The 24,694-nt window shown below is 37.9% G+C and carries 10 protein-coding genes and 2 pseudogenes; 11 read left to right on the forward strand and 1 reads right to left on the reverse strand.

Features of this window, described 5'->3' with window-relative positions; all coding sequences use genetic code 11:
• Window positions 1-6: 6 nt before the first annotated feature.
• Window positions 7-1,254 (forward strand): chloride channel protein, encoded by a 1,248-nt coding sequence (locus OCV72_RS01735; RefSeq protein WP_055281458.1) that lies wholly within the window; start codon window positions 7-9, stop codon window positions 1,252-1,254.
• A 69-nt stretch (window positions 1,255-1,323) separates the two neighbouring features.
• Here the strand turns inward: OCV72_RS01735 and OCV72_RS01740 are convergent, their stop codons facing one another.
• Window positions 1,324-1,737 carry a potassium channel family protein gene (locus OCV72_RS01740; RefSeq protein ID WP_055281460.1) on the reverse strand — a complete coding sequence of 138 codons (414 nt, stop codon included), beginning with the start codon at window positions 1,735-1,737 and terminating at the stop codon, window positions 1,324-1,326.
• A 235-nt stretch (window positions 1,738-1,972) separates the two neighbouring features.
• Here OCV72_RS01740 and OCV72_RS01745 point away from each other — a divergent pair.
• The 10 genes and pseudogenes from OCV72_RS01745 to OCV72_RS01790 all read left to right on the forward strand — a co-directional run.
• Window positions 1,973-2,242, forward strand: a pseudogene (locus OCV72_RS01745) (DEAD/DEAH box helicase family protein); the annotation flags it as partial.
• A gap of 607 nt (window positions 2,243-2,849) precedes the next feature.
• Entirely contained in the window at window positions 2,850-4,454 is a 1,605-nt protein-coding gene (locus OCV72_RS01750; protein ID WP_055281463.1) for an ABC-three component system protein, read from the forward strand.
• Window positions 4,451-5,194 (forward strand): ABC-three component system middle component 1, encoded by a 744-nt coding sequence (locus OCV72_RS01755; protein ID WP_005341713.1) that lies wholly within the window; start codon window positions 4,451-4,453, stop codon window positions 5,192-5,194. Before OCV72_RS01750 ends, OCV72_RS01755 begins: the two co-directional genes overlap by 4 nt.
• Window positions 5,191-7,590, forward strand: a complete 2,400-nt coding sequence (locus tag OCV72_RS01760) for an AAA family ATPase (RefSeq protein ID WP_005341714.1) — start codon at window positions 5,191-5,193, stop codon at window positions 7,588-7,590. Before OCV72_RS01755 ends, OCV72_RS01760 begins: the two co-directional genes overlap by 4 nt.
• Window positions 7,591-8,038: 448 nt before the next feature.
• Window positions 8,039-8,866 (forward strand): ParA family protein, encoded by an 828-nt coding sequence (locus OCV72_RS01765; RefSeq protein WP_005341717.1) that lies wholly within the window; start codon window positions 8,039-8,041, stop codon window positions 8,864-8,866.
• Complete coding sequence (locus tag OCV72_RS01770; protein ID WP_276554462.1) at window positions 8,844-9,755, forward strand: ParB/RepB/Spo0J family partition protein; 912 nt, start codon at window positions 8,844-8,846, stop codon at window positions 9,753-9,755. Before OCV72_RS01765 ends, OCV72_RS01770 begins: the two co-directional genes overlap by 23 nt.
• 268 nt (window positions 9,756-10,023) lie before the next feature.
• Window positions 10,024-13,263: pseudogene (locus OCV72_RS01775) on the forward strand (SpaA isopeptide-forming pilin-related protein); the annotation flags it as partial.
• A 227-nt stretch (window positions 13,264-13,490) separates the two neighbouring features.
• The gene (locus tag OCV72_RS01780; protein ID WP_242859186.1) at window positions 13,491-22,847 is read left to right on the forward strand and encodes a DUF6531 domain-containing protein; all 9,357 of its coding nucleotides are present in this window, start codon (window positions 13,491-13,493) and stop codon (window positions 22,845-22,847) included.
• A 66-nt stretch (window positions 22,848-22,913) separates the two neighbouring features.
• The gene (locus tag OCV72_RS01785) at window positions 22,914-23,774 is read left to right on the forward strand and encodes a contact-dependent growth inhibition system immunity protein (RefSeq protein WP_007884653.1); all 861 of its coding nucleotides are present in this window, start codon (window positions 22,914-22,916) and stop codon (window positions 23,772-23,774) included.
• Window positions 23,775-23,791: 17 nt separating this feature from the next.
• Window positions 23,792-24,418, forward strand: a complete 627-nt coding sequence (locus tag OCV72_RS01790) for a hypothetical protein (RefSeq protein ID WP_007884654.1) — start codon at window positions 23,792-23,794, stop codon at window positions 24,416-24,418.
• Window positions 24,419-24,694: the final 276 nt, after the last annotated feature.

The raw sequence follows: 24,694 nt of genomic DNA on the forward strand, positions 1-24,694 counted from the left end.
TGGATTATGGAAAAGAATATACAGAAGATCAAAATAAAGAACCAATTGGAATTATGGGCATTCTGTGCGGTCATAGGAACTGTGGCGGGAGCTTTGGTCTGGGCATTGCTGAAGATCATGGCATCAGGAACAGAAATGATATGGGAGTGGATACCGGAAAGAATTCATATTCCGTATTATACAGTGCTCGTGTGTACTGTGGGCGGAGCCATTATCGGGATATTTCGAAAGTTATACGGGGATTATCCGGAAGATATGGAAACCGTCATGGGAAAAGTAAAGAAAGAAAAAAGATACGAATATAAAAATATGCTGGTCATGATGATCGCAGCACTGCTGCCGCTTCTGATCGGAAGCAGTGTAGGTCCGGAGGCAGGACTTACCGGGATTATCGTAGGCTTATGTTACTGGGCAGGAGAGAATCTGAAATTTGCAAAACAGAATACAAAGGAATATTCACAGATCGGTGCAGCCGTTTCCCTTAGTGTGTTATTTCATGCGCCGTTATTTGGAATCTTTGAGGTGGAGGAGGATCCGGATATGCAGCTGGCAGATCCGGGCCGGGGCTCCAAGATCTTCATATATGGAATTGCACTTGCAGCCGGAACCGGAAGCTATGCGGGACTTTCCGCTTTGCTGGGCGGAGGAATGTCCGGTTTTCCGTCATTTGATACAGTTGCGGTACAGAGAATCGATTATGTGATGATGCTTGTGTATATGTTCTGTGGATGTGTACTTGCATATTTTTATGAGACGACACATACGGTAACCGGAATCATTGCCGGAAAAATTCCGGGTGTCGTAAAAGAAATTCTGGCGGGGTTATGTCTGGGTGTGATCGGAATGTTGATACCGGCAGTGATGTTTTCGGGAGAAGAGCAGATGGGTGTTCTTATGAAAGAGTATGCCGGTTATATGGCGATAGCATTGATCGGCGTAGCATTTCTGAAAATCATATTGACAAATCTCTGTATCCAGTTTGGATTAAAAGGAGGACATTTTTTCCCAGTTATTTTTGCGGGAGTATGTCTGGGATACGGACTTGCGATGCTGTTCTTCGGACAGCAGGGGGACAGTCATGTTGTATTTGCGGCGGCGATTGTAACATCGACACTTCTGGGCGGTATCATGAAGAAGCCGCTGGCGGTGACCATGCTTTTGTTCCTGTGTTTTCCGGTGAAGATGTTTATATGGATATTTATTGCAGCAGCAGTGGGAAGTAAATGTGTGAAGAAGATGGGAAAAGAAGTATAGTGAAAATACCCGTTATCAGTATGTATTTCGATGATGCAAACAGGAATACATATTGACAGCGGGTATTTTTTAACGGAATTTGCGGACTTTCTGCGAGATATGTTCCAGTTCCTCTTTTGAAAGCTCCGGGAGCCGTTCCAGCTTATCCATGAACATAGCAAGTGTTTCTTTTTGCTGCATTTCAACCAGTTGTGTGTAGAAGTTTACGACAACACCTGTGACGATCGCAACGACAAAAATAGTGTAAATCGTGAGCAGGACGGAACAGATCTTTCCAATCAGTGTGACGGTAACAATGTCTCCAAATCCGGCGGTAGAGATGACGGCGTAACAATACCACAGCGCATCACCATAGCGGTGGATATCCGGTTCGACAAGCCGGATAACGGCGGCATCGGCCAGAAGGAAGAGGACAAAACCTAAAAGAATATGATCTGCCCGTGTACGTTTTAAAATTCCCCATAAGATTCTGAGTTTTTTCATAATCTGCTTCTCCTTGTATCCGTGTAAAAACTGATTTAAGTATATCATGAAATGCGTAAAAGTGTTCGGCATTTTTGATAATAAAATAAAAGTAATAAAAAGCATAGAACAAACATTCGATTTGGTTCTGTACTTTTTTTCTCCTGAATGATATACTATACAAGTAACAATACTAAAAATACAACTACTATTTCTAAAATATCACCGCCAGACAGAGCGGCTTAGGAGAAATCATATGGATCATTTTGAATTAGTATCACAATACAAGCCGACCGGTGACCAGCCGCAGGCAATCGAGGATCTGGTCAAAGGCTTTAAAGAAGGAAATCAGTGCCAGACACTGCTTGGTGTCACCGGATCTGGTAAGACATTTACGATGGCGAATGTTATTCAGCAGATCAATAAACCGACGCTTGTCATTGCGCATAATAAGACTCTGGCTGCGCAGCTATATGGAGAATTTAAAGAGTTTTTCCCGAATAACGCAGTGGAATATTTTGTCTCCTAGCATGAGAAAGTCACAAAACGGGTAGTATTTTGTGGTATGCGGGTGGTTGAATATCCAGATGTTGTGGAAGTGGTAGTGGTGAGAGTATAGGTGAAAAGCGGGTGGATGAAGAGGTTTTGTGACTTTTCATTGCCTGCTTTTTGATTATAATTAAAAATATAGTGTATGAACATAAAATACTTGTTATAATTTATAAGAAATATAAATATGACAGGTAGGCTGGTAGCAATTATGTGTGAGAGAAAAGGAGTAATGTATGATTGTATATCATGGATCAACAGAAATTATAAAAAACTAGATACAGTATATTCGAAAAAGTATCTGTTTTTGGTTGAGAATTTTATATTAGAAGCCAGTGAGAATGGAACATAGTGAATTTTTAAAGGGCTTCCTGATAGATGGGAAACTTTTGAATCGACTGAAGAGAATTAAGTGTTTTACAAGATTATGTTGGTGACAGTTTTTTAAGAGGAAAAACTTTAATGCGGTGAAAAGGAGAAATGTTAAAACTTGAAAAATCGACAAATGATGACAATTTATTGAAAGTTATGTGTATTATATATGTGAGAAAAAAGTATTAAATATAATTAAAAGGAGTACAACTGTGGAAAATGTTTTTGAACATGATGCGATTCCAACATGGAGCGGGTTTATATATCAAGGAAGAATAGCGGTTTATTTGGCAATTAAAAAAATAATTGAATTAAGGGATGGCAACAAAATATCAGAAATAGATAAATATGCAATAGAAATGGAAAAATGTGAAGATATAGCAATTGTATATCAGTGCGAAAAAGAAAAGCGGGAGTACATTTCTATTCATCAGGTAAAAAATGAAAAAGAAAATGCACTTGGTGCGTATAAGAAGCCTTTAATTCAGCTTATGTTAGAAAAAGGTTATTATACAAAAGATAATGGTGATGCGCCCGATGCATATCTTCATATAGCGAATAGGGTAAGAATACAAAATAAGGATTTTGAAACAGAGTATTTAGAAAATATTAAAAATTGGAAACAGAAAATATTGAATTATTATAATGCAGTTGATGAGGCATGTAAAAATTTCACATACAATCCCCATTTTTATGAGGAGTTGCTAAAAGCAATAGATACAGAACCTATTGGCATAGATAGAAGTGAATATAAGAAGCGATATAATGCGGTGATAACATATTGTAAAAAAGTGATGGAGAATAATGACTCTAAGGATATTCTCAAATTGAAAGAAGAGTTGGAAAATTTGAAAGATTATTTATTAAACAAATTTGCAGTGCCTAATATTAGCAATGAAGTAACAATATATGAGTATGATACTGGCTTAAAATATTTTGATGCAACGAAAATATTTGATGAGATAGTGGGATTAGTGGAAAAATATAAAGGAACAGTTGAAGGATGGTCTAAAGAGCAGTATAAGTATTTAGCTGATAAAATATTAAATTATATAGATAAAACAATTCTTGAACGGCATAAAAAATTACAAGAAAATAATGGTGTAGTAAAAGAAATTTCATTAAGTACAATAAAAGATATAATGGATAGCGTTATTGAAAATAATGAAAAGGAGGCAAATGTATTAGCTTTAAAGAGAGGGTATATAGAGACTTTAGAAAAATTTTGTGAAAAATGCAAACGAAGTAATGATTATACGTGTCAGGATATTGGGTGTAAATTACAACAAGCGGAATATAGAAAAGAAAATTTAAATGAAGAGGATTTTGTCAAGTTTTGCTACAATTTGAGACCGGAGTGTGAAAAGAAAATAGAAGACAGGGCGTGTATAGCTGATTTAGGCAATAAGGATGGATTAATAGAATCCGTTTTTCCAATAATAAAAGAAATACCATCGGAAAGATTTATGAGCAAAGAAGACGAGAGACAATTAAAGGTTAGAAATTATGATAAAACAGCATTTATAACGGCAATCACTAATTCGGATGCGGAGGATACTGTATTAGGAATTGAGCAGGCAATGGATAAAAATTCAGTTATGATAGAATCTATTTTTGATGCGGATCAGCTTGTAACTACGAGGTTAGAAGCTGAGGAAAATATTTGGAATCAGAGTTGTATAAAAATCCGCAGCGATGAAATTGGAGATGGTCAAAATGTTGAAAATAGAGATGAGAAAAGTATTTATGTGCCGAAAAGACCAGAGTTTGTAAAGGCAGAAAATTTAATTAAAGATATGGAGAAAGATGGAGAATGAGAGAATTTATAGAAGCATTATTTGAGAAAGAAAATAAAATTGAGTTTCAATATGAAGATTATGAAATGTCATTTTTTGCAGGAAGATTTAAGAGTTATTATTTGATTTTTTATATAAGGACTCAGGCGGAATTAATCGATTTATGGAAAAATACAAGTTCTATTTTTAAAACGATAAAACAAAATGAAGATATTTATAACAATAATATGGATAAAAATATTGTATGTGTTTATTGTTTAAATGTATCGGAAGAAGAATATTATGAAACAGGAAAAACAGGAACGATAAGTGGGTTAAGTAAAACGATAAGTTCGATTGAAGAGGATTTGAACTTTTTTATAAAACATGTATTTTTATATACAGACAAAATGAATAATGATGCTAATCAATATATTGGAGAATTTAATGCATTGTGTAAAAAGTACTTAACGATAGAGAATTTTGAACAATATAAAAATGAAATAGAAGAAAGTTATCTTTTTGATTTTTTGATGAATTTATTTATAAAATTTCCATTTTTAAAAATTGGAGAATATATGCGTCAGAATCAAGAAGGACAAGAATATCGTACGGCAACAAGTTTTATAGAAGAAAAAATAAAAAAAGATAAAATTGATATAGAAAAGATGCAGGAAATAATGGACTCTTTGGAAGAAACCGAAAATATAGGTACGGATGATGCAATATTTAAATGGATTGATAACCTGGATTTAGAAGAGGAGGAAAAAGAAATACAATGAGAATACGAGAAATAGAAGCAGAAAATTTTAAGTTGTTTACTAAAAATTTTCATGAAGTGAATGAAATTGAAAAATCCGATTTAATTGTATTTAATGGACCTAATGGATATGGAAAAACAAGTGCTTTTGATATTATTGAATTTTGCCTCACAGGAACTATAAAGAGAATTGGAAAATATAATGAGGAATTAGCTGTAAAAAAGACGGAAGCATTTGATAATAAGATTCTTATTTCTGATGAAACGAAAGAAGCATTTGTAAAAATTTTATTTGATAATGATGGAAAATGTATTGAAATAAAATATACATACTTCCCGGCGAAAAATAAGAAACGTGGAGCTTCGAAGGAAAATAATCCTCATAATATATTCGGATGTTTTAATAGAGAAATTATATGTGATGGAGAGAAAATATATAATCAGGAAAAGTTTTTAAGCGAAATACAATTTGATGATATAGAAGAAATATTTGATAAATGTTGTTTCTTGTCTCAAGATGAACATTTACAATTTTTGAAAGCTGCAAAAAAATCCAAAGCAGAGGGGTTAAATTTTTTACTTGATGTTCCAACAGAATGGGAGAAAGAGCAGGAAAAAGTAAATAAAAAAATAGATCTTTTAAGTAATAAAAAGTCAAAAAATACTTCCTATATTCCAAGACTAAAAAGTAGACAAGAGAAAGAAAAACAGAAACTGACAGAATTAAAAGAGAAAATGTTGGAAAGTCAAGAGGATACTTCGATAACTTATCGTAGATTATATACAAATAAAAATGTTAGTTGGGACAATGAAAACTTTCGAATAGATGAAATAACATATAAGAATTCAATAAAAGAGATAGATGATTTGATATATTTTTCGGAGCATAAACAAGAATGTGGAGATTATCATTGGAATTTACCGTATCAGGATTATATAAAGGAATACAATGGAGATAAAAATATATCATTTGAAGAATATCCACTAGAGTATGCTTATAGATTTATTAATTTATTAAAAAGAGAAAAAGATATAGAAGAAAAATATGAAAAAGAAAAAAGATATAGGACAATTATAGATTGTATTCAGAAAAGACAATTTGATAATTTGAATTGGGATTTTCTCCAAAAGGAAGAATTATTAGAAGCAGAAGTAATCGATGTTATAAAAATACAATTAGGAGAAGTGGACTCGTTAAAGCGGACACAGGGGATAGTTCAAGAAGCGATATCAACATTGAAAGAATCAAGAGAAACGTTAGTAAGTAAAGCAGACGTAATAATGAAAGAAGAACTGATTAGTTCAAAAAATTGTCCGCTTTGTGGAGCATCTTATTCTGATAGAGAGCAATTAAATGAAAAAATAAAGGAAGAGACAAATGTATTAAACAAAATATCAGATGAAACAACAACGCGAATCCAAAATATAAAGAAGAAAATATACGAAGAATATTTAGAAAAGGTAGAAGAAAAAATTCAAATAAAATTGGAAAATTCAATTTCGGATGAGACTTATGCGGATTTACAAAACGTAAAAAAGAATAAAGCTAAAATATTTGATTTAGAACAGTTACTTCAAAAAATAGAAATTGAAATAGACAATGAAGAAAAAAGCGAGGAGTCTCTTTTGCCTGGCTATAATATGCTTATAACAAGAATAAAAGAAAAATTGAGACCTGTAGCAGAAGAAATTTCAATGCAATTAAAAGAGAAGGATTTTGAGTATTATTATGAGAGATTTTATGATAAAAATCTAGAATTATTTTTTGAAATCAACAAAGAAGAATTATGTGAGAAAAGAAAGTATATTAATGGAATAAGACATAATTTTTATATTGCAGAGATGAATAAGAAAAATAAGGAAATAGAAATCCTTACAAGTAGAATTGACAAGTTAGAAAAGGTAGTTGAGAAATTAAAGGAGTATTCTGAGGCACTGAAACAGGGAATAAAAGAGTATAAAAAGAAAATTATTAGTGATATAGAACCATTATTGCATGTATATACTGCAAAAATTTTACAACAAAAATTTAACGGTAAAAGTATTTATATTTCTACAAATGAAGCTGTTGATAGTATTCAGTTTGTTAATTCAATGAAAGATAGGCAGGATATTTTGTATAGCATGAGTTCAGGACAACTTTCAGCAGTTGCAATTTCATTTTTGCTTTGTATGAATCAGGTTTATGGAAAACATAATCCGTGTTCTGTTTTGTTAATTGATGATCCGGTGCAGACGATAGACGATGTCAATATGGTAGGACTTGTGGATCTTTTAAGATACGAGTTTGAGGATAGGCAGATATTCATATCAACACATGAACAAACATTTGAATGGTTTTTAAGATATAGATATTCGAAAGCAAATAAAGCGGTAAAAATATTTAATATGAAAGAGATTATGTTGAATGAAGAATAAAAAGAATTGCTGTTAATAGGTAATTGCTTAAGTTTATGTGCTCATGAACATAGTAGTAATAAAAGGTGACATGAAAGAGTAAATTCCATTCTGCATTCTGCTTTAATTTCGCTGAAATAACAAGAGATTTGGAAAAGGTAAAATAACAAGAGTTTCAAGGGATAAAGCTTCATAAATGGTATTATCAAAAAAGAAATTCTATAGCACATTATAGGGCGATACATGAACCTGTTAAGTTAGATGCCGCAGATTGGAATACAATGATAAAATTTAATTTTGAAGTTATAGAATACTTATATGATAAATAATAAAAAGAAACTTTAGAAATGTTGATACATAGCCGATTGGTTCAATACGAGTCAGTCGGCTTTTTCATACCCATTTTTATACATAGCCAGTCCCGTAAAACGGATTGGCTATTAAATTTTTCAAGGAAGGAGGAAACTATATGACCAAGTGTAAAGTAATTGCCCTTGCAAATCAGAAGGGAGGAACAGCAAAGACCACAACTACATTAAATCTGGGAATCGGTCTTGCACATCAGGGGCGAAAAGTATTATTGGTTGATGCTGATCCACAGGGGGATTTAACAACTGCATTGGGGTGGACGAATGCAGACAGTCTTTCGATTACATTAGAAACACAAATGAAGAAGATATTACAAGACGAACCGTTTGTGTATAATGAAGGCATTTTGCACCATGAAGAAGGAGTGGATATTATTCCGACTAACATTGAGCTATCGGGCATGGAAATCTCACTGGTAAATGCCATGAGCAGAGAGCAGACTTTAAAGCTGTACCTGGCAGATTTGAAAAAGGATTATGATTATATCCTGATTGATTGTATGCCTAGTCTGGGAATGTTGACTATCAATGCGTTAGCTGCCGCAGACAGTGTAATTGTTCCGGTGCAGGCTCATTATCTTCCACTAAAAGGCATGACACAGTTAATGAAAACAATCGGTAAGGTACAGAGACAGTTAAATCCCGATCTGAAGATTGATGGAGTATTGTTGACACTTGCAGATATGAGGACAAAACTTGCAAGGACAACAGAGGATAGCCTTAGAGAGAATTATGGGAAATATATCCGGATTTTCAAAACTGTTATTCCAGTGGCTATCGCCGCGGCAGAAAGCAGTGCGGCAGGACAGAGCATTTATGAGTATGACAAGAATGGAACTGTTGCAAAGGCGTATGCAGAATTTACGAGGGAGGTGATTCAGTGTGGCGAAAAGCAGAGAAATAAACATGAATCTTCCCTCAGTCGATGACCTTTTTACTACGCAGGAAGAAAGAGACCAGAAAAATCAGGAGTATATAAAAGAGATTTCTATTTATGAAATTACAGACTTCCCGAATCATCCGTTTAAGGTAAAAATGGACGATAAGATGTTGGAAACAATTGAGAGTGTCCGTGATCATGGTGTATTAGTGCCTGCACTTGTTAGGGAGAAGCCAACAGGTGGGTATGAAATGATTTCTGGACACCGCAGGAAAATGGCAAGTGAATTGGCAGGAAAAGAGACAATGCCATGCATTGTAAGAAATCTTAGTGATGACCAAGCAGTCATTGTCATGGTTGACAGCAATCTTCAGCGAGAAGAAATCTTACCATCCGAAAAGGCATTTGCTTATAAAATGAAGCTAGATGCTATGAAGAGACAGGGACAGAGGAGAGATTTGACTTCTGTGCCACTGGCACAGAAGTTTAAAGGTAAAACTTCAAGAGAAATATTAGGTGAACAAGTTGGAGAAAGCCAAGACCAAATCCGCCGCTATATCCGCCTTACAGAACTTATCCCGGAAATCCTTGAAATGGTCGATGACAAAAAGATTTCTATGCGTCCGGCAGTAGAATTGTCTTATTTGCCGAAAGAGGAACAGGAGATATTGTACGACACCATGGAGTCGGAGGCTTGTACCCCAAGTCATGCACAGGCAATTAAAATCCGCAAATTTTCAGCAGAGGGCAGATTGAATGAAGATGTTTTGTTGTCGATTATGGCAGAGGAAAAGCCAAATCAGGTAGAGCAATGGAAAATCCCAAAGAACCGACTGAAGAAATATTTTCCATCGGGGACTTCACAACAAAAAATGGAAGAAACCATTATCAAAGCACTGGAATTATACCGTAAACGGGAAAAAAGCAGGGAACGATAGGAATTTTGACACCAAGGGAGAAGTCTATCCGTTGGCGGTTAATGAGAAATCAGTCTTTTTCTGTTTCCCCTCCCCACACCCTACCCCTTTGGTTTACCAGCAGATTACCAGCCGAAAAGACAATAAGGAGCCGGGAACATTTTCTCTTTCGGCAGGTCAGAGATTCCCACACCTTGCATGACAGCAGGGAATAAACAGCACAAAGCAACAACAGGCGTTCCAGACGGACGTCTTTTTTATTGGATTGAAAAGAAAGGAATTGTAGAAAATGAAGAAGATATGGAAACGAGTGTGTACGGGGCTTCTTGCTCTGACCACCATTTTAACTGCATTACCGACTACATCGGCTTACGCAGCAGAAACACAGTATTGGACAGAGTCCTCAGAGAGAGTCGGATATATTGAACATGTGATGAATGATGGAACCATTCATTCGACATTCAATGAAGGTCACATGAAAGTAGAGGGCGAAACAGCCTATTGTGTAGATATTAACACCGGATTTAAAAATGGATATAAAACCAGACACGATGCAAATACCAGTATGAGTGCTACACAGATCGAAGATGTGGCATTGTCACTGGAATATGTAAAGCAGTATAGGGGCAGTCACAGTAACCTGAATGCGAATCAGGGATATCTGTTGGAACAGTGTGTGGTATGGCAGAGACTGAGTGAGTATTTAGGCTGGCAGTGTGATAATGTACGAGCTGCATATTCTGAGATTTCACAGGATATTCAGAATGAAGTGTATGCAGGAGCGAGAGCATTTGTACAGGCGAACAAAGGTCGGTATAAATGTGGAGGATATATCTATACTGGAGAGGGACAGGATCTCGGACAGTTTTGGGCAGAACTGAATGTCGGAAATGCAAAAGTAAAAAAGACAACAGCAAATGAGATTGTCACAAATGGAAATGCGATGTATACCATTGCCGGAGCAACCTTTGGCATATTCTCAGACCAGAATTGCAGCAATCAGATTGGAACACTTACAACAAATGAGAATGGTGAGACAAATGAGGTTGAAGTGACTGCAGGGAATGTTTACATCAAAGAGCTTTCTGCACCGAAGGGATATAAGCTGGATACGACAGTACACAGTCTGAAGGTTGAAGCCGGAAAAACAGCCGTATTAAATGTTTCCGATGTTCCGAAAGTGACAGAGACACTGGTAGACCTGTTCAAGATTGATATGGAGACGGGAAAAGCAACCGCACAGGGTAATGCAGCACTGACAGGAGCAGAATTTACCTGGCATTATTATGACGGACTTTATACAAAAGACAATTTGCCAGAGAAAGCAACACGTACCTGGGCTACAAAGACGGTAGCTGAAAAAGACAGTAATGGAAATATTCATTATGTGACAAAACTGGCAGATGCTTACAAAGTATCAGGAGATACATTTTACACCCAGAATGAAAAAAGCGTATTGCCACTTGGAACACTGACTGTTGAAGAAACCAAAGCACCAGACGGATATTTACTGGACGGAGCTTATATGCAGGCAGGGGACAGTACAGAGCAGATCAAAGGAATGTATCTGACACAGATCACAGAGGACGGAGAACTTGCAGTTCTTTCCGGAAGCAACCAGTATTCCGTATCTGATCAGGTAATCCGAGGTGGTGTGAAGATTCAGAAACGTGATATGGAGACAAAAGACACTAAGGCACAGGGAAGTGCTACATTAAAAGATGCAGCATTTGCAATTATTTCTCTGAACGAGAATCCGGTTCTGGTAGAAGGAAAACTGTACAAGAAAAATGAGACAGTTAAGACAATTCAGACAGGAATTGATGGAGTAGCGACAACATCGGCAGATTTACTTCCATATGGTAAATACAAACTGGAAGAAACCAAAGCACCGGAAGGTTATCTGACTGACGGGGCAAAAGCGATTGAATTTTCGATTACGGAAAATAGAAAAATAGTGGATTTAACAGGCGAAAGCCATTCCATTTACAACCAGATTAAACGTGGAGATTTGGAGGGAGTAAAGATTGGAGCAGGCACACATAAGAGACTTGCCAATGTTCCTTTTAAGATTACGAGCAAAACAACCGGAGAGAGCCATATCGTAGTAACAGATAAAAACGGTCAGTTTTCAACTGCTTCCGATTGGGCGTCTCATAAGAAAAATACAAATGCCGGAACATCCAGTGAGGACGGTATCTGGTTCGGAATTTCTGAGCCGGACGATAGCAAAGGTGCATTACTTTATGACACTTATGAGATTGAGGAGTTATCTTGTGAATCCAACAAAGGTATGAAGCTGATTTCGGCATTTGAAGTTGTTGTCAGCAGAAATAAAGTAACAATCGACCTTGGAACACTGACCGATGAGTATGAAAAAGAGATTAGCATTCATACAACCGCAACAGACAAGAAAACGGGCGAAAAGGTAATTGTTGCAGGAAAGAAAGTAACGATTGTGGATACAGTTACTCTGGACGGTCTGGAAGAAGGCAGAAAGTACCAGTTAAAAGGCTGGCAGATGCTGAAAGAGGAAAATGCAGAACTGCTCATTGATGGAAAGCGTGTGGAGAGTGATTACACTTTTGTTGCTGACAGCGAGAAAATGAAAGTAGAGATTTCTTATACGTTTGATGCATCAGAACTTGGCGGACAGAATCTGGTTACATTTGAAGAATTATACGATCTGAAGAATCCGGAAGAACCTGTAAAAGTTGCAGAGCATAAGGACACTGACGATGAAGGTCAGACAGTCCTGATTTCTGTCCCGGTGATCAGCATTATAGTCTGTATCAGGATATTGCTGCCAGACAGAAGAGGTGTGCGGTCTACGATTGTATTATTCTTACTGTTTATCAATGTGTTTATTTTCTATCTGCACGATGAGGTTCAGAAAAGTTATATTGAAACAGCAAAACAGGAAGAGATGAAAATTCAGATGAGCCAGTATGCAAAAGAACTGGAGATGATGATGAAATCACAGGACAGGCTGAATAAGATACATCATGATTACAAGCACCATCTTACAACAATAGGGGCAATGGCAAAAACGGGAGGAAATGAAGAGATTCTATCGTATCTGAAACAAATGGAGAATATAGCCGGAACAGCCTTATGTCATCATTTATATACAGAAAACCGTAATATGAATAATCTGCTGAATTATATTTTGGAAGATTCGAAATCAGTAATTGAAAATCCGGAGATTTCTGTAGAAATACCGAATCATATAGGGGAAGAATTATTTGATATAAGTATAATAGTGGGAAATCTTATGGATAATGCTATTCGTGGGACAGCAGCTTCAGATGAAAGGAGATTATCGTTTCAGATGTATTATGGAAAAGGAATCATGAATATCCAGATTGAGAATAGCATAAAAGATACACCAAAAGTGCGGAATGGAATTTATCTGACAACGAAAAGCAGGAAAGAAGGACATGGAATAGGATTACAAAATGTGAAACTCGTAGTAGAAAAATATCATGGTCAGATGGAGATCTGCCATACGGAGAAATCCTTTCAAGTGAAAATATTATTATATATGAAATTAGATGAAAAATAGTAAGGCGATGGTGTCTTACTATTTTTTTCGACCGATTTCGTCTATTTTTGCCACCTCAAGGGGCATTTTTACCATTTATGAAAATTTTGTGATTTTTTAGATTATAGTAGTGCCAAAGTCAGAAAAAAGGAGGGTAGCGGTTATTTTGTAAAGGAATTATAGAAAAAGATTACAAGAGGGAGAAAGAGACTATGAAGAGATTTCGAAAGTCGGCTATAGCCTTAGTACTTGCACTCCTGATGGCACTACAGGGAACAGAGCCTATTTTTGTACAGGCAAAAGAGGCCATTGAGGATGTACAGAAGAATGCAGATTTCTCCAGACCAGAGGCTTTGACGGAAGAGGAAGCAGGGATTACAGATTCCACATCTGGAGAACAAGATAAGAGTCAGCAGTCTGATGCGGACGTACAAAATGAAACGACGCCATCAGAAGATACAGAGACGCAGGAAGAACAGACAACTCCAGCGGAAGAAACAGAAGAAAATCCGCAGGAAAAAGAAGTGGAGTTGAAAGAACCACAGGATTACTATCCGATTCCAGAAGAACCGGAAGGTGAACTGATTGATTATGATGCCATTTCCAAGACTTATAAGACAGGGGACAAGCAGTATACAACCGTTTATGGAGGTTATGTCGGAACTTATAAGAATGAGGATGGAGATACCGAGCTGGTTGATAATACACTTGTAAAACCAGAAGAAGCAGATACTCCGGCATCCGAAGAAGCACAGGAAGCCAGCAGTGTAGTGGCAACTGAAGAAAAGGAAGAGAAAACAGAAGTTTATCAGAACAAGGCAAACGATTATGCTATCCTTCTTCCGGAACAGATGTCAGAAGAGAATGGTGTAACGATTGAAAATGGAAAGACCAGAATCGGGATCATTCCGGTAGATGGAGATTATACACATTCCGTTATTAAAGACAATGCGATCCTTTATAATGAAGTTTACGAGGGCGCAGATGTTCAGTATACAGTACTGGATTCCAGCATTAAGGAAGATATCGTACTTCAGCAGCCAACAGACAGGGAAGTCTATGAATACGAGCTGCAGATTCCGGGGTATCAGGCAGAAGTAAAAGACAATCAGGTCTATATCTATCCGGAAGGGAAGACAATCAAAGATGCGAAGTATCTTCTGGAGACGCCATCAATGGAAGATGCTGCCGGGGAAATCAGTTTCCTGATCACATTGGAACTTCGGGAAGAAGATGGAAAAACAATCCTGACCGTAAAACCAGATAGGGATTGGCTTTCGGCAGAAGAACGTCAGTATCCGGTCAGGATCGATCCGACACCAGTAGAGATTCAGAAGAGTTCCTTTAACATGATCGGTGTGGAAGAGGGAAGTCCTACCAGTCAGATTGGTGACAACAATTATCCGTATGTCGGATTTGATGATGGTATTAAGTCTGGGAACCTTGCAGGATTTGGTACTGCACACCAGAACTGCCGGACTTATATCAAAGTAAATTCAAATTTTAGTCAGATTCCGAAAGATTCCAAAATTGACAGTGCAACATTTGCAGTCAGTCAGAAAACTGCATACAGTGGTGGTGCATCCCAGTTTGGACTTTATCGTGTAGATCAGTCGTGGAACACCTCCATCACATGGAAAACAAAACCAGTAAATCTTACGTTTCAGGATGTACAGAATGCAAGTACCAGCAGGAACAGCTATATCAATTATGACGTCAAAGATCTGGTCAATGACTGGGTGCAGGGAACTCATGCGAATAACGGATTTGCACTGGTAGCCATTGCCGAGGCAAATAACCTTGGAGCTTCTATGCAGTGTGAGGTACTGAATAACAGGGCATCCGTTTATGGACCGAAACTCAGCATCCAGTGGTCACCGGCTGAAGATCCATATCTGCGAGATATGTCACTGGATGAAACAACGATCCTGCTTCGCCCGATGACAGAAAAGAATACAAATGGAAAGCTGAAGTTTGATGCCGTATTTGCAGACGGAATTGCAAAGAGCAAATCTACAGTAGAATATTATCTGCTTCCAGATGAGGAAAATGAAGAACATCACGAAACAGATGCAAAACCATTGTATTCCTATCCAGACAGTACTGAATACAATAAGCAGTTCCCGGAGGCGAATAAGTATTACAGCAAAGATTCCAACTGGCAGAGTGCACTGTATTCAGGGCTGACGAAGGACAAGCTTTATAAGATCAAAGCAAAAGCATCGAAAGAGATTGATGGAAAGCTGGAAACAGGAAAAGAAGTGACCAGTGACAGCTTTGTGATCTATGAAGTGAAGCAGTTTGATACATTCCCGAAGATTGCAAAATATTATGGTGTTCCGCTTAAGAACATTATGAAAGACAATCAGGTTATGGACGCACTGGTAGTCGCAAATAACACGATCTTTATCCGTAACCCACAGACAAATGTTCCATATAGTCCTGCACCGCTTACCGATCAGGATAAGATGCGGATTGACGGAGCATTGATGGGAAGAGGCCTGCACTGTGAATTTGGATTTGAACCAGTCAACTTAAATACTGGTAACTTCTACATGGATCAGTCCGATGCGACGATGAATGAACTGAATGGAGAATTCTCCATTACAAGAAGCTACAATTCCAAAGGAACAGACCAGCATTCCATGTTCGGACGTGGATGGAGCTTTAACTATGACCAGTCACTTTCTCAAATGGAGGACGGAAGTCTTCTGTATATGAGAGGGGACGGAAGTTATCTGATCTTTGATAAGAATGAAGATGGAAGCTACACTACTCCGGATGGTTATGTATATGATTTAAAAGCAGTCAGCTATAAAGATACAGACCATGACTACATCGGATGGGAACTGACAGATGCGGATCAGAGCGTCTGGTCATTTGATAAATATGGAATTTTACGTTATGTAACGGATGTGAATGGATTTAAGACAGTATTAGATTATGACGATGATTATAATCTGAGTAAGATTACAACACCATCCGGAAAAACATTCGGGGTAAAACAGGATAAATTCGGGCATATCAAGGAACTGTCTCTTCCAGATGGTGGAAAAGTTTCTTACAAATATGATGAGCAGGGAAATCTGATATCTGTAACAGATCCGAATGGAACAACAAAAGAGTACAAATATGATGATGACAGCCGTATGACAAGCTGGAAAGATGAGAATGGCAATACGGTTGTAAAGAATACTTACGATAAAGAAGGAAGAGTTGTAGAGCAGACTGATGCAGAAAAAGGAACGGCAACTTTCAAGTACGGAAAGAGTTCTACTACAACAACGGATAACGAAGGAAATAAGACCGTTTATCATTATGATGATCAGTACCGCACAACATCCATTGAATATCCGGATGGAACAACCTGTGAAAAGACTTATAATGCAGAGAATCAGCTTGCTTCCGAAACGACAGCAGCCGGAACAAAAACTTACACTTATGATACATTTGGCAATGTAGCAACAGAGACAAGAGAGGATGGAAAGACAGCCTCTTATACTTATAATGAGCAGAATAAGCTGACCAGTGCAACTGGATATAACGGAGCAACGGTTACTTACAGTTATGACGGTAATGGAAATATGGTCACATCTACAAAACCGGATGGAACAGCCATTACCTATACTTACGATGACAAACATCGTATGGTATCCCAGACAGACGGCAGAGGTGTCACAACAACGTATTCGTATGACGGACCGAACATGACCGGATATGTGGATGGAAATGGAGCAGCATGGGGATTCACGTATGACGCGATGAATCGTGCAGTTACCATGACAGATCCACTTGGAAATGTAACCTCGAACAGTTACGATGCGAATGGCAATCTGACTTCCAAGACAGCAGCCGATGGCGGTGTGACCGCTTATACGCTGGATGGTGTGGGAAATATTACAGCAAGTACTGACGCACTGGGGAATACCACCACTTATACTTATGATAAGATGTACAACATGACCAGTGGTACAGATCCGAAAGGAAATCAGATCAGCTACGTTTATGATAAGAATTATCAGCAGGTCAAAGCAACCGATGCAAAAGGAAATACAATTACTTATAAGTATGACAGCATGGGACGTGTCATAGAAGAGAGTAATAAAGATTTTGGAACAAAGCTCTATGAATATGACAAAGCAGGAAATCTGAAAAAATATACCGATGGAAATGGAAATGCAACCGTATCCAAGTTTGATTCTCTTGGACAGGTGCTTCAGTCCAAAGATGCAGTTGGTAATATAACCAAATATGAATATGACGCATTAGGAAATGAAACCAAGATTACTTATGGAGATGGAAGCAGCCATTCCAAGGAATATGATAACTGCGGAAGACTCGCTAAAGAGACAGATGAATTAGGTGCAGTTACCACTTATACTTATGATGCGGCAGACAATCTGGTATCAAAATCAGATGACAGTGGAAGAACCTGGACTTATACCTACGATAATACAGGAAACCGCTTAAGTGAAACCAACCCAGAAGGTGGAACTACCACATATACTTATGATAAAGCAGGAAATCTGGTATCTTCTACCGATGAAGAGGGAAGAACAGATACTTATGCTTACGACAAGGCAGGAAATCTGACTACATCCAAAGATGCCCTTGGATATACCGTATCCATGAAGTATGACTTAAATGGAAATCTGGTATCCTCTACCGATGAAAATGGAAATACCAGTACCATGACTTACGATGGTAATGGAAACATGACATCGGTAAGCGATGCAAAGGGCAACATTACAGCAATGAAATATGATTCCACCGACAATCTGGAACAGACGGTGGATGCCCTGAAAGGAAAGACCACTTACGAATACGATTCACAGGGCAACAGCACAAAGATGACAGATGCCCTCGGCAATGCGTATAGTTATGTGTATGATAAAGAGGGAAATAACACATCCATAATACTGCCGACAGGGGACAAGGTGCTGATGGAGTACGATGCCATCGGACAGCTTGTAAAATGTACGGATGCACAGGGACTCGTAATTACCTATCAATATGACGGAGCAGGCAACCTGATCCATTCCTCCGACAATGGTGGAAACAGTATGGATTATACTTATGATGGTGCCGGAAATGTACTGACACAGACCGATGAACTTGGCAGGACAGCAACATACAAGTACGATCAGTACGGCAGACTCCTGAAACTTACTGAAGCAGACGGAAGTATCACATCTTATGAATATGATGTTATGGACCGCATTACAGCGGTAACGGATGCGGAAGGTCATAAAACAACCTTTACCTACGATAAAGTCGGCAACCAGTTATCCATGACAGAAGAAGAGGAAGCCACATATAAATACGCTTACGATAAGAAAGACCGGGTTATTTCTCAGACAAATCCACTGGGAGCATCCAGCACCTTTAAGTATGACGGAAATGATAATGTGACGGAATCTGTCGATGAAAACGGTACGGTTACCAAGTATGCTTACGATAAAAATGACAATCTCGTATCCCAGACAGACGGAAATGGAAATACGACAACCTACCAGTATGATGAACTGGACCGCAAGATCGGTGAGACTTCTCCGTTAAAAGAAACAAATGAATACCGTTATGATGCCATTGGAAATCTTACCAAATCAAAAGATCCGATGGGACTCATTACCGAATACAAATATGACAGCCTGAGTAACATGACGGAACAGATTTCTCCAAAGGGAGCAGTTACCAAATATGATTACGACAAGCATGGCAATGTCATTTCTGTAACGGATGCAAAGGGAAATGAGACACAGTACAGTGTTGACCTGAATGACAATGTCACAAAGATGACACAGGCGAATGGTGGAGAGTATACCTATAGTTATGATAAAGCCGGACGTCTGAAGAGTATGACCAGTCCACTGGGTTATACTAAAAATTTCTCTTATGATAAAGTGGACAACGTGGTAAAAGAAAGCGACAGCTTAAAGAGTACCACTACTTATACTTACGATAAGCTCCATAACATGAAGTCTTCTACCAATGCACTGGATGGAACAACCAGCTTTTCTTATGATAAGTATGGCAATCTGGTGAAGGAGACAGATCCGCTTGGACGGAGCAATACCTACAGTTATGACCTGGCAGGTCAGATGACTTCTGCAGCTGATCCGCTTGGTAAGATAACTGCTTACACTTACGACCCGGCAGGAAATATTACTGAGATCACCAAACCGGGTGGAAGAAAGACCAGCTATGGATATGATAAGAATTATAATGTTACATCTGTAACAGATCCGATGGGCTATGTTGCAAAGACAGTCTACGATAAAGACAACCGTGTAACAGAAGAGACCGATGCACTGGGGCAGAAGGAATCCTATACCTATGATAAGGACAGCAGGGTAACTTCTATTACAGACAAGCGTGGATTCACAACGGGATTTGATTACGATGCACATGGGAATATTCAGGTTGTTACAGATAAGACCGGATTAAAGAGCCATCTGGAATATGACAAGAATGACAACCTGACCAAAGTAACTGATGCCCTTGGCGGTGTAACAACTTATGGTTACGACAACATGGATAACCTGGTGACCTTCACCAATGCAGCAAATAAGACAACGAATTATACTTATGACTTAGAAGGCAACCTGACATCCATCAAAGATCCGGCAGGAAGAACGGAGAAATTCGACTATGATGAAAAAGGCAGACTGACCGGACATACACAGGCAAGCGGCAAGAAAACCACGTATGATTACGACAAACTGAATGACCTGTTGGAGAAATCTTATCAGGACGCAAAAGGCGAGACATCCGAAAAGGACGTGACCTACGCATATAACAGTGCCGGGGAACGGGTATCCATGAAGGATCAGACAGGCAAGAGCAGCTACGAATACGATGCACTTGGAAGAATCACCAAAGTGACAAGCGGTTCGAAAAAGGATGTCAGCTACGTTTATGATGACGCAGATAATCTGCAGGCAATCGTATACCCGGATGGGACAAAGATCAGCTATGAATACGACTTAAATGATAATCTGGTAAAACTGACAGACCGTAATAGAAAAGTAACCACTTACAAGCATGATGCACTGAACCGTGTGACAGAAGTTACTAGAAGTAATGGAACAAAGACGGAAGTATCTTACGATGCAGAAGATCATATCACAAAGATTGTGAATACCTGTGGTTCCTGCGGCAAAGTAATCAGTACTTATGAGTACAAGTACAATGATCAGGGATATGTAGTTGGAGAAACAGCTACGGAACTGGAAGCTGGAACAAGAAAGACGCCAAGCTGGGAAGACTGGTACAACTGGGGCGATACACAGAAAGAGACAGACAAAGCAGACTGTGAGCATCAGGAAAAAGAGATCCAGACGACACGTACCTATGAATACGATGACAACTGGGAACTGACACGCTGTACAGAAAAAGCAGAGGGCGGTAAAAAGACAGTCCATAATTATACTTATGACAAGATTGGAAACCGGACCTCTTACGAGAAGATCGAGGATGGTGTCAGCAAAGCAAAATATAACTATAAGTACAACGATTCCAACCAGCTCATCAAACGCACCAATGCAAAGATCTGGGGCGATCCGGGAACAACCTACAGCTATGATAAAGATGGCAATCTGATCCAGGAATGTGATAAGACAAACAGTGCAGATCCGGTTACTTATGAATACACAGCAGAGAATCGTTTGGCAGTAGTAAAACAGGGTGGAACAGTCCTGATGGCAGCCATGTACGATGGAGATAACAACCGGGTATTCGAACTTGATAACACCTATAAATGGGAAGACTGCTATGGCGATGAAGTCCTGATCCCGGCGAACCAGCGTACCGAAGATGGAAACAGCCCGAAAGAGCAGCTTGCCTCTCTGGTAAAAGGCGGTTCCAATGCCAAAGGATACACACTGACAGAGTATATCAACGATATCAATCGCGAGAATACAGAAGTCCTTGCAGAGTATGGAGCAGACGAGAAAGTACGTCAGGCTTATACTTATGGAGAAAGTGGAATCGGAGAACGGGTAAGCGTTGATAAATCGGAAGAAAGCAGTTATTATTTATATGACGGAAGAAACAGCGTGACCGGAATCCTGACCGAAACAGCTAATCTGACGAACAGTTATCAGTATGATTCATACGGTAACCTTACATCAGGAACAGCAGACGGTGTCAATTACTACGGTTACAATGGGGAGTCCACAAATGTAAAAACAGGACTTCAGTATCTGCGGGCAAGATACTATAACGCAGAGAACGGAACCTTTACAACTGAAGATAGTGACTTTGGAACGACAGAAAATCCATTGACCAGAAACCGCTACGATTATACGACCAATAATCCGCTGAATTACAGTGATCCGACAGGACATTCATTGTGGAGCAGGATTAAGAGTACAGCTAAAAAAGCAGCGAAAGCAGTCAAGAGTGTCGGCAAGAAAATCGTTAATACTGCGAAAAAGGTAGTCAAAACAGTAGTAAATACAGCTAAGAAAGCAGCAAAAACTATTGTTAACACAGTGAAGGGGGTAGCAAAAACTGCCAAAAATGCAGCTAAACATGCAAAACAGACATATCAATCTGTGAAAAATCGTGTAACCAGTAGCAGTACATATCAAAAGATCACATCCAGAGGAAGTCAGTTTATTCGTTCTGTAAGCAATGGGGTACAGAAAATTGGAAAAACTTATACATCTTTCAAATCCTATGTTTCAGAAAGAACGGCAGAAATCCGCTCAGAAGTGGTACGACATATGTGTACGACAACAAATCGTATTACAGATAAGCTTGGAAAAGTAGACTGGAATGCGGTGAAAAAAGTAGCCATTGGTATAACTGCGGTTACAGTTTCTGGTCTTGTAGTTGCTGCAACAGGCGGTTTGGCTGCAGGAGCAGTTCTGGCAGCATTGCCAGCAATGGGTGGCTTAGGAACGGCGATGGTTTCAGGAGCAGTTATTGGAGCTATTGGTGGAGCTTCATATAGTGCAGTGAATTCAGGTTTGTCTGGAAATAGTCTGAAACAAGTAGCAAAAGATACGTTAGTCGGTGGTATTGCAGGAGCAGTGACAGGTGGCGTTATGGGTGGCCTTAGTTATGGGGCTGGGAAACTTTTGAATGTAGTAAGGAGTGCAGGAAGTACCCATAATGATGGGATTGATAAATCGTTTAAAAAATTAGTTGCAGAAGTAACCGAAACAAAATTGCCAGAAGGCACTTGGGAAAAACCACCATTAGAGCGAGGAGATATTATTGACAAAGCTATGGGAAATAACTTGGGACACAATTTCCCGACCATAGATAAAGTAGAAAATGGTGTTGTGACTAGTGTTAAAAGCCGAGACTTAGGTGCAAAGACTTATCAAAATGGTAATAAATTGGAAAAGGTAATTGTCAAGGACATTAATAAAGTTTCAGGATTTATAGGAGAAACATTTAATGGTAAATTTGTTAATGCGGAAGAAATAGTGGGTAGACAATTACAAGTAGTTGTTCCAAATGTAACATTAAGCGAAGCTCAGATAAATGCAGTTAATAATGCTACAAAACATGGTATTGATAAAGGTGTTAAACTCATTATTACAGTAGGAAAATAATAGCAAAGTAAATAGCTTAAGGGGAATATTTTATTCCCCTTAAGTAATAGAGAGGAGAAAACGGATATGATTTCTGTATATTATAATCAAAAATATGGTTTCTTAATTGTGCCTAATGCCATTGAAAGGTTTATGGGATGTTATATTTCTATCGAACCTACAATTGAAATTATGGCTGAAGAAACAATAGATAAGATAGGCTGTGCAATTAGAAAAGGAATAAAAATTGCAGAAAGTTCCCCAAAAGTAGACGAATCTCAATTAAACAATTTTTGGAAACAAACAAAATATAAAAGTTTTCCAACATTTTCCAAGAATTATCAAAGAATTGATTTGAAACAAAATGGAGATGAATTAGAAATTAGAAGATGGGAACGGAATAATAGAGGGGGATATTCGCGAAAAACGGAAGAAAAAGATTATATTAATTTTATAGAAATGTCGGATTATGAATTGGGCTTGTTTATAAAAAAAATGTTTGAACCATGTGAAATTAGAATTGATGAAACAGAAAGATTTGAAACATTAGAGGGGAAAATAATTAGTTATTCGATTCCAAATGAGCATTATAAAAATATTGGTGATGGTCATACAGATTCTTATATGACATATAGAAATGAAGATTATGATAAGTTGTATATTTCTTTTTTGATAGGTGATGGAACTGATTGTACAGATGAAGTAAGCATAAAAAATCATTACAAAAAAATATACAAGCAAATGTCGAATATTAAATTTGAAAGTAAATGTAATAAAAAATATGTACATTTTTTAACAGAAAATGGAGAAGTATTGCTGAGTTTTATTGATAATGGTTATGTGGAGTTTTTTATGTGCATTCCATATAATATTGAAAGAAAAGTTCAAAAGGAGTCAATAGAACAGTATTTAAAAATGTTATTTTCGATAAAAATTGAAGATAAATAAAGCGTGAAGGAGAGAATATGCAAAAGAAGAATTGTGTTTTGTGCATAAGTATAGGAATTATAGTATGTATATTGTTATCAGCTTGCTCCAGACAACCAGACTTTGATGCCAAATCCTACGTCCAAAGTTCTCTTGATGCACACTATCATGGAGAATATAAGGACTATGCGAATCTGTTAGAAATCTCGGAAAAAGATGCCAAGAAAGAAATCGAAGAGGATTTTAATGAGAGTATCCAACAGCAATTTGATGATTCCGATAACATTACGGATAAAGGAATTGCTGATTATGCGGAAAAACTGACAGAAGTAAAGAAACTGGCAAAATACAAAGTACAAGATGTGAAAGAAGAGGATGGAGTCTATACAGTAAGTGTACAAGTTGAACCATCCAATGTATTTCAGACATTGCAACAAAGCTCTACAGAGGTAAGCAATGAAAAAATAAAGCAGGGATTGGATGGAAATGATCCGGAAGTCTTTGCAGCTGTATTAACAGAAAGTGTCCAGAAGAGTCTTGAAAAGAACAGATATGGAAAAGCTGTTACTGTAAACGTATCCGTGGAAAAAGATAACTCAGGAAAATATGGTCTTTTGGATACAGAGATGAATAAGTTGGAAGCAGCGATGTTCCCAACAGAATAAGAATGAATGGAAAGCTATCAGAGGAAAAAAACTGGTAGCTTTCTTTTAAACTCCAAGACAAGAAAACTTGTTAAAAAAGCTATTGTAATAGTAGAAAAATTATAATAAATAATGGATGACAAGAGTCTTTTATTCATTATGAGAAAAAGAAGGAATCTCCTATGAACCAACAAGAAATATTCACGTAAGATGGAAAAAAGTGCTGTAATCGAAGAGGTTGCAGCATTTTTTTCTTCGACATTTTTCGAACATTATAACGTACCTATCCGGTCACCG

It is taken from the genome of Dorea amylophila (genome assembly GCF_025567265.1).
Lineage (GTDB): Bacteria > Bacillota > Clostridia > Lachnospirales > Lachnospiraceae > Dorea_A > Dorea_A amylophila.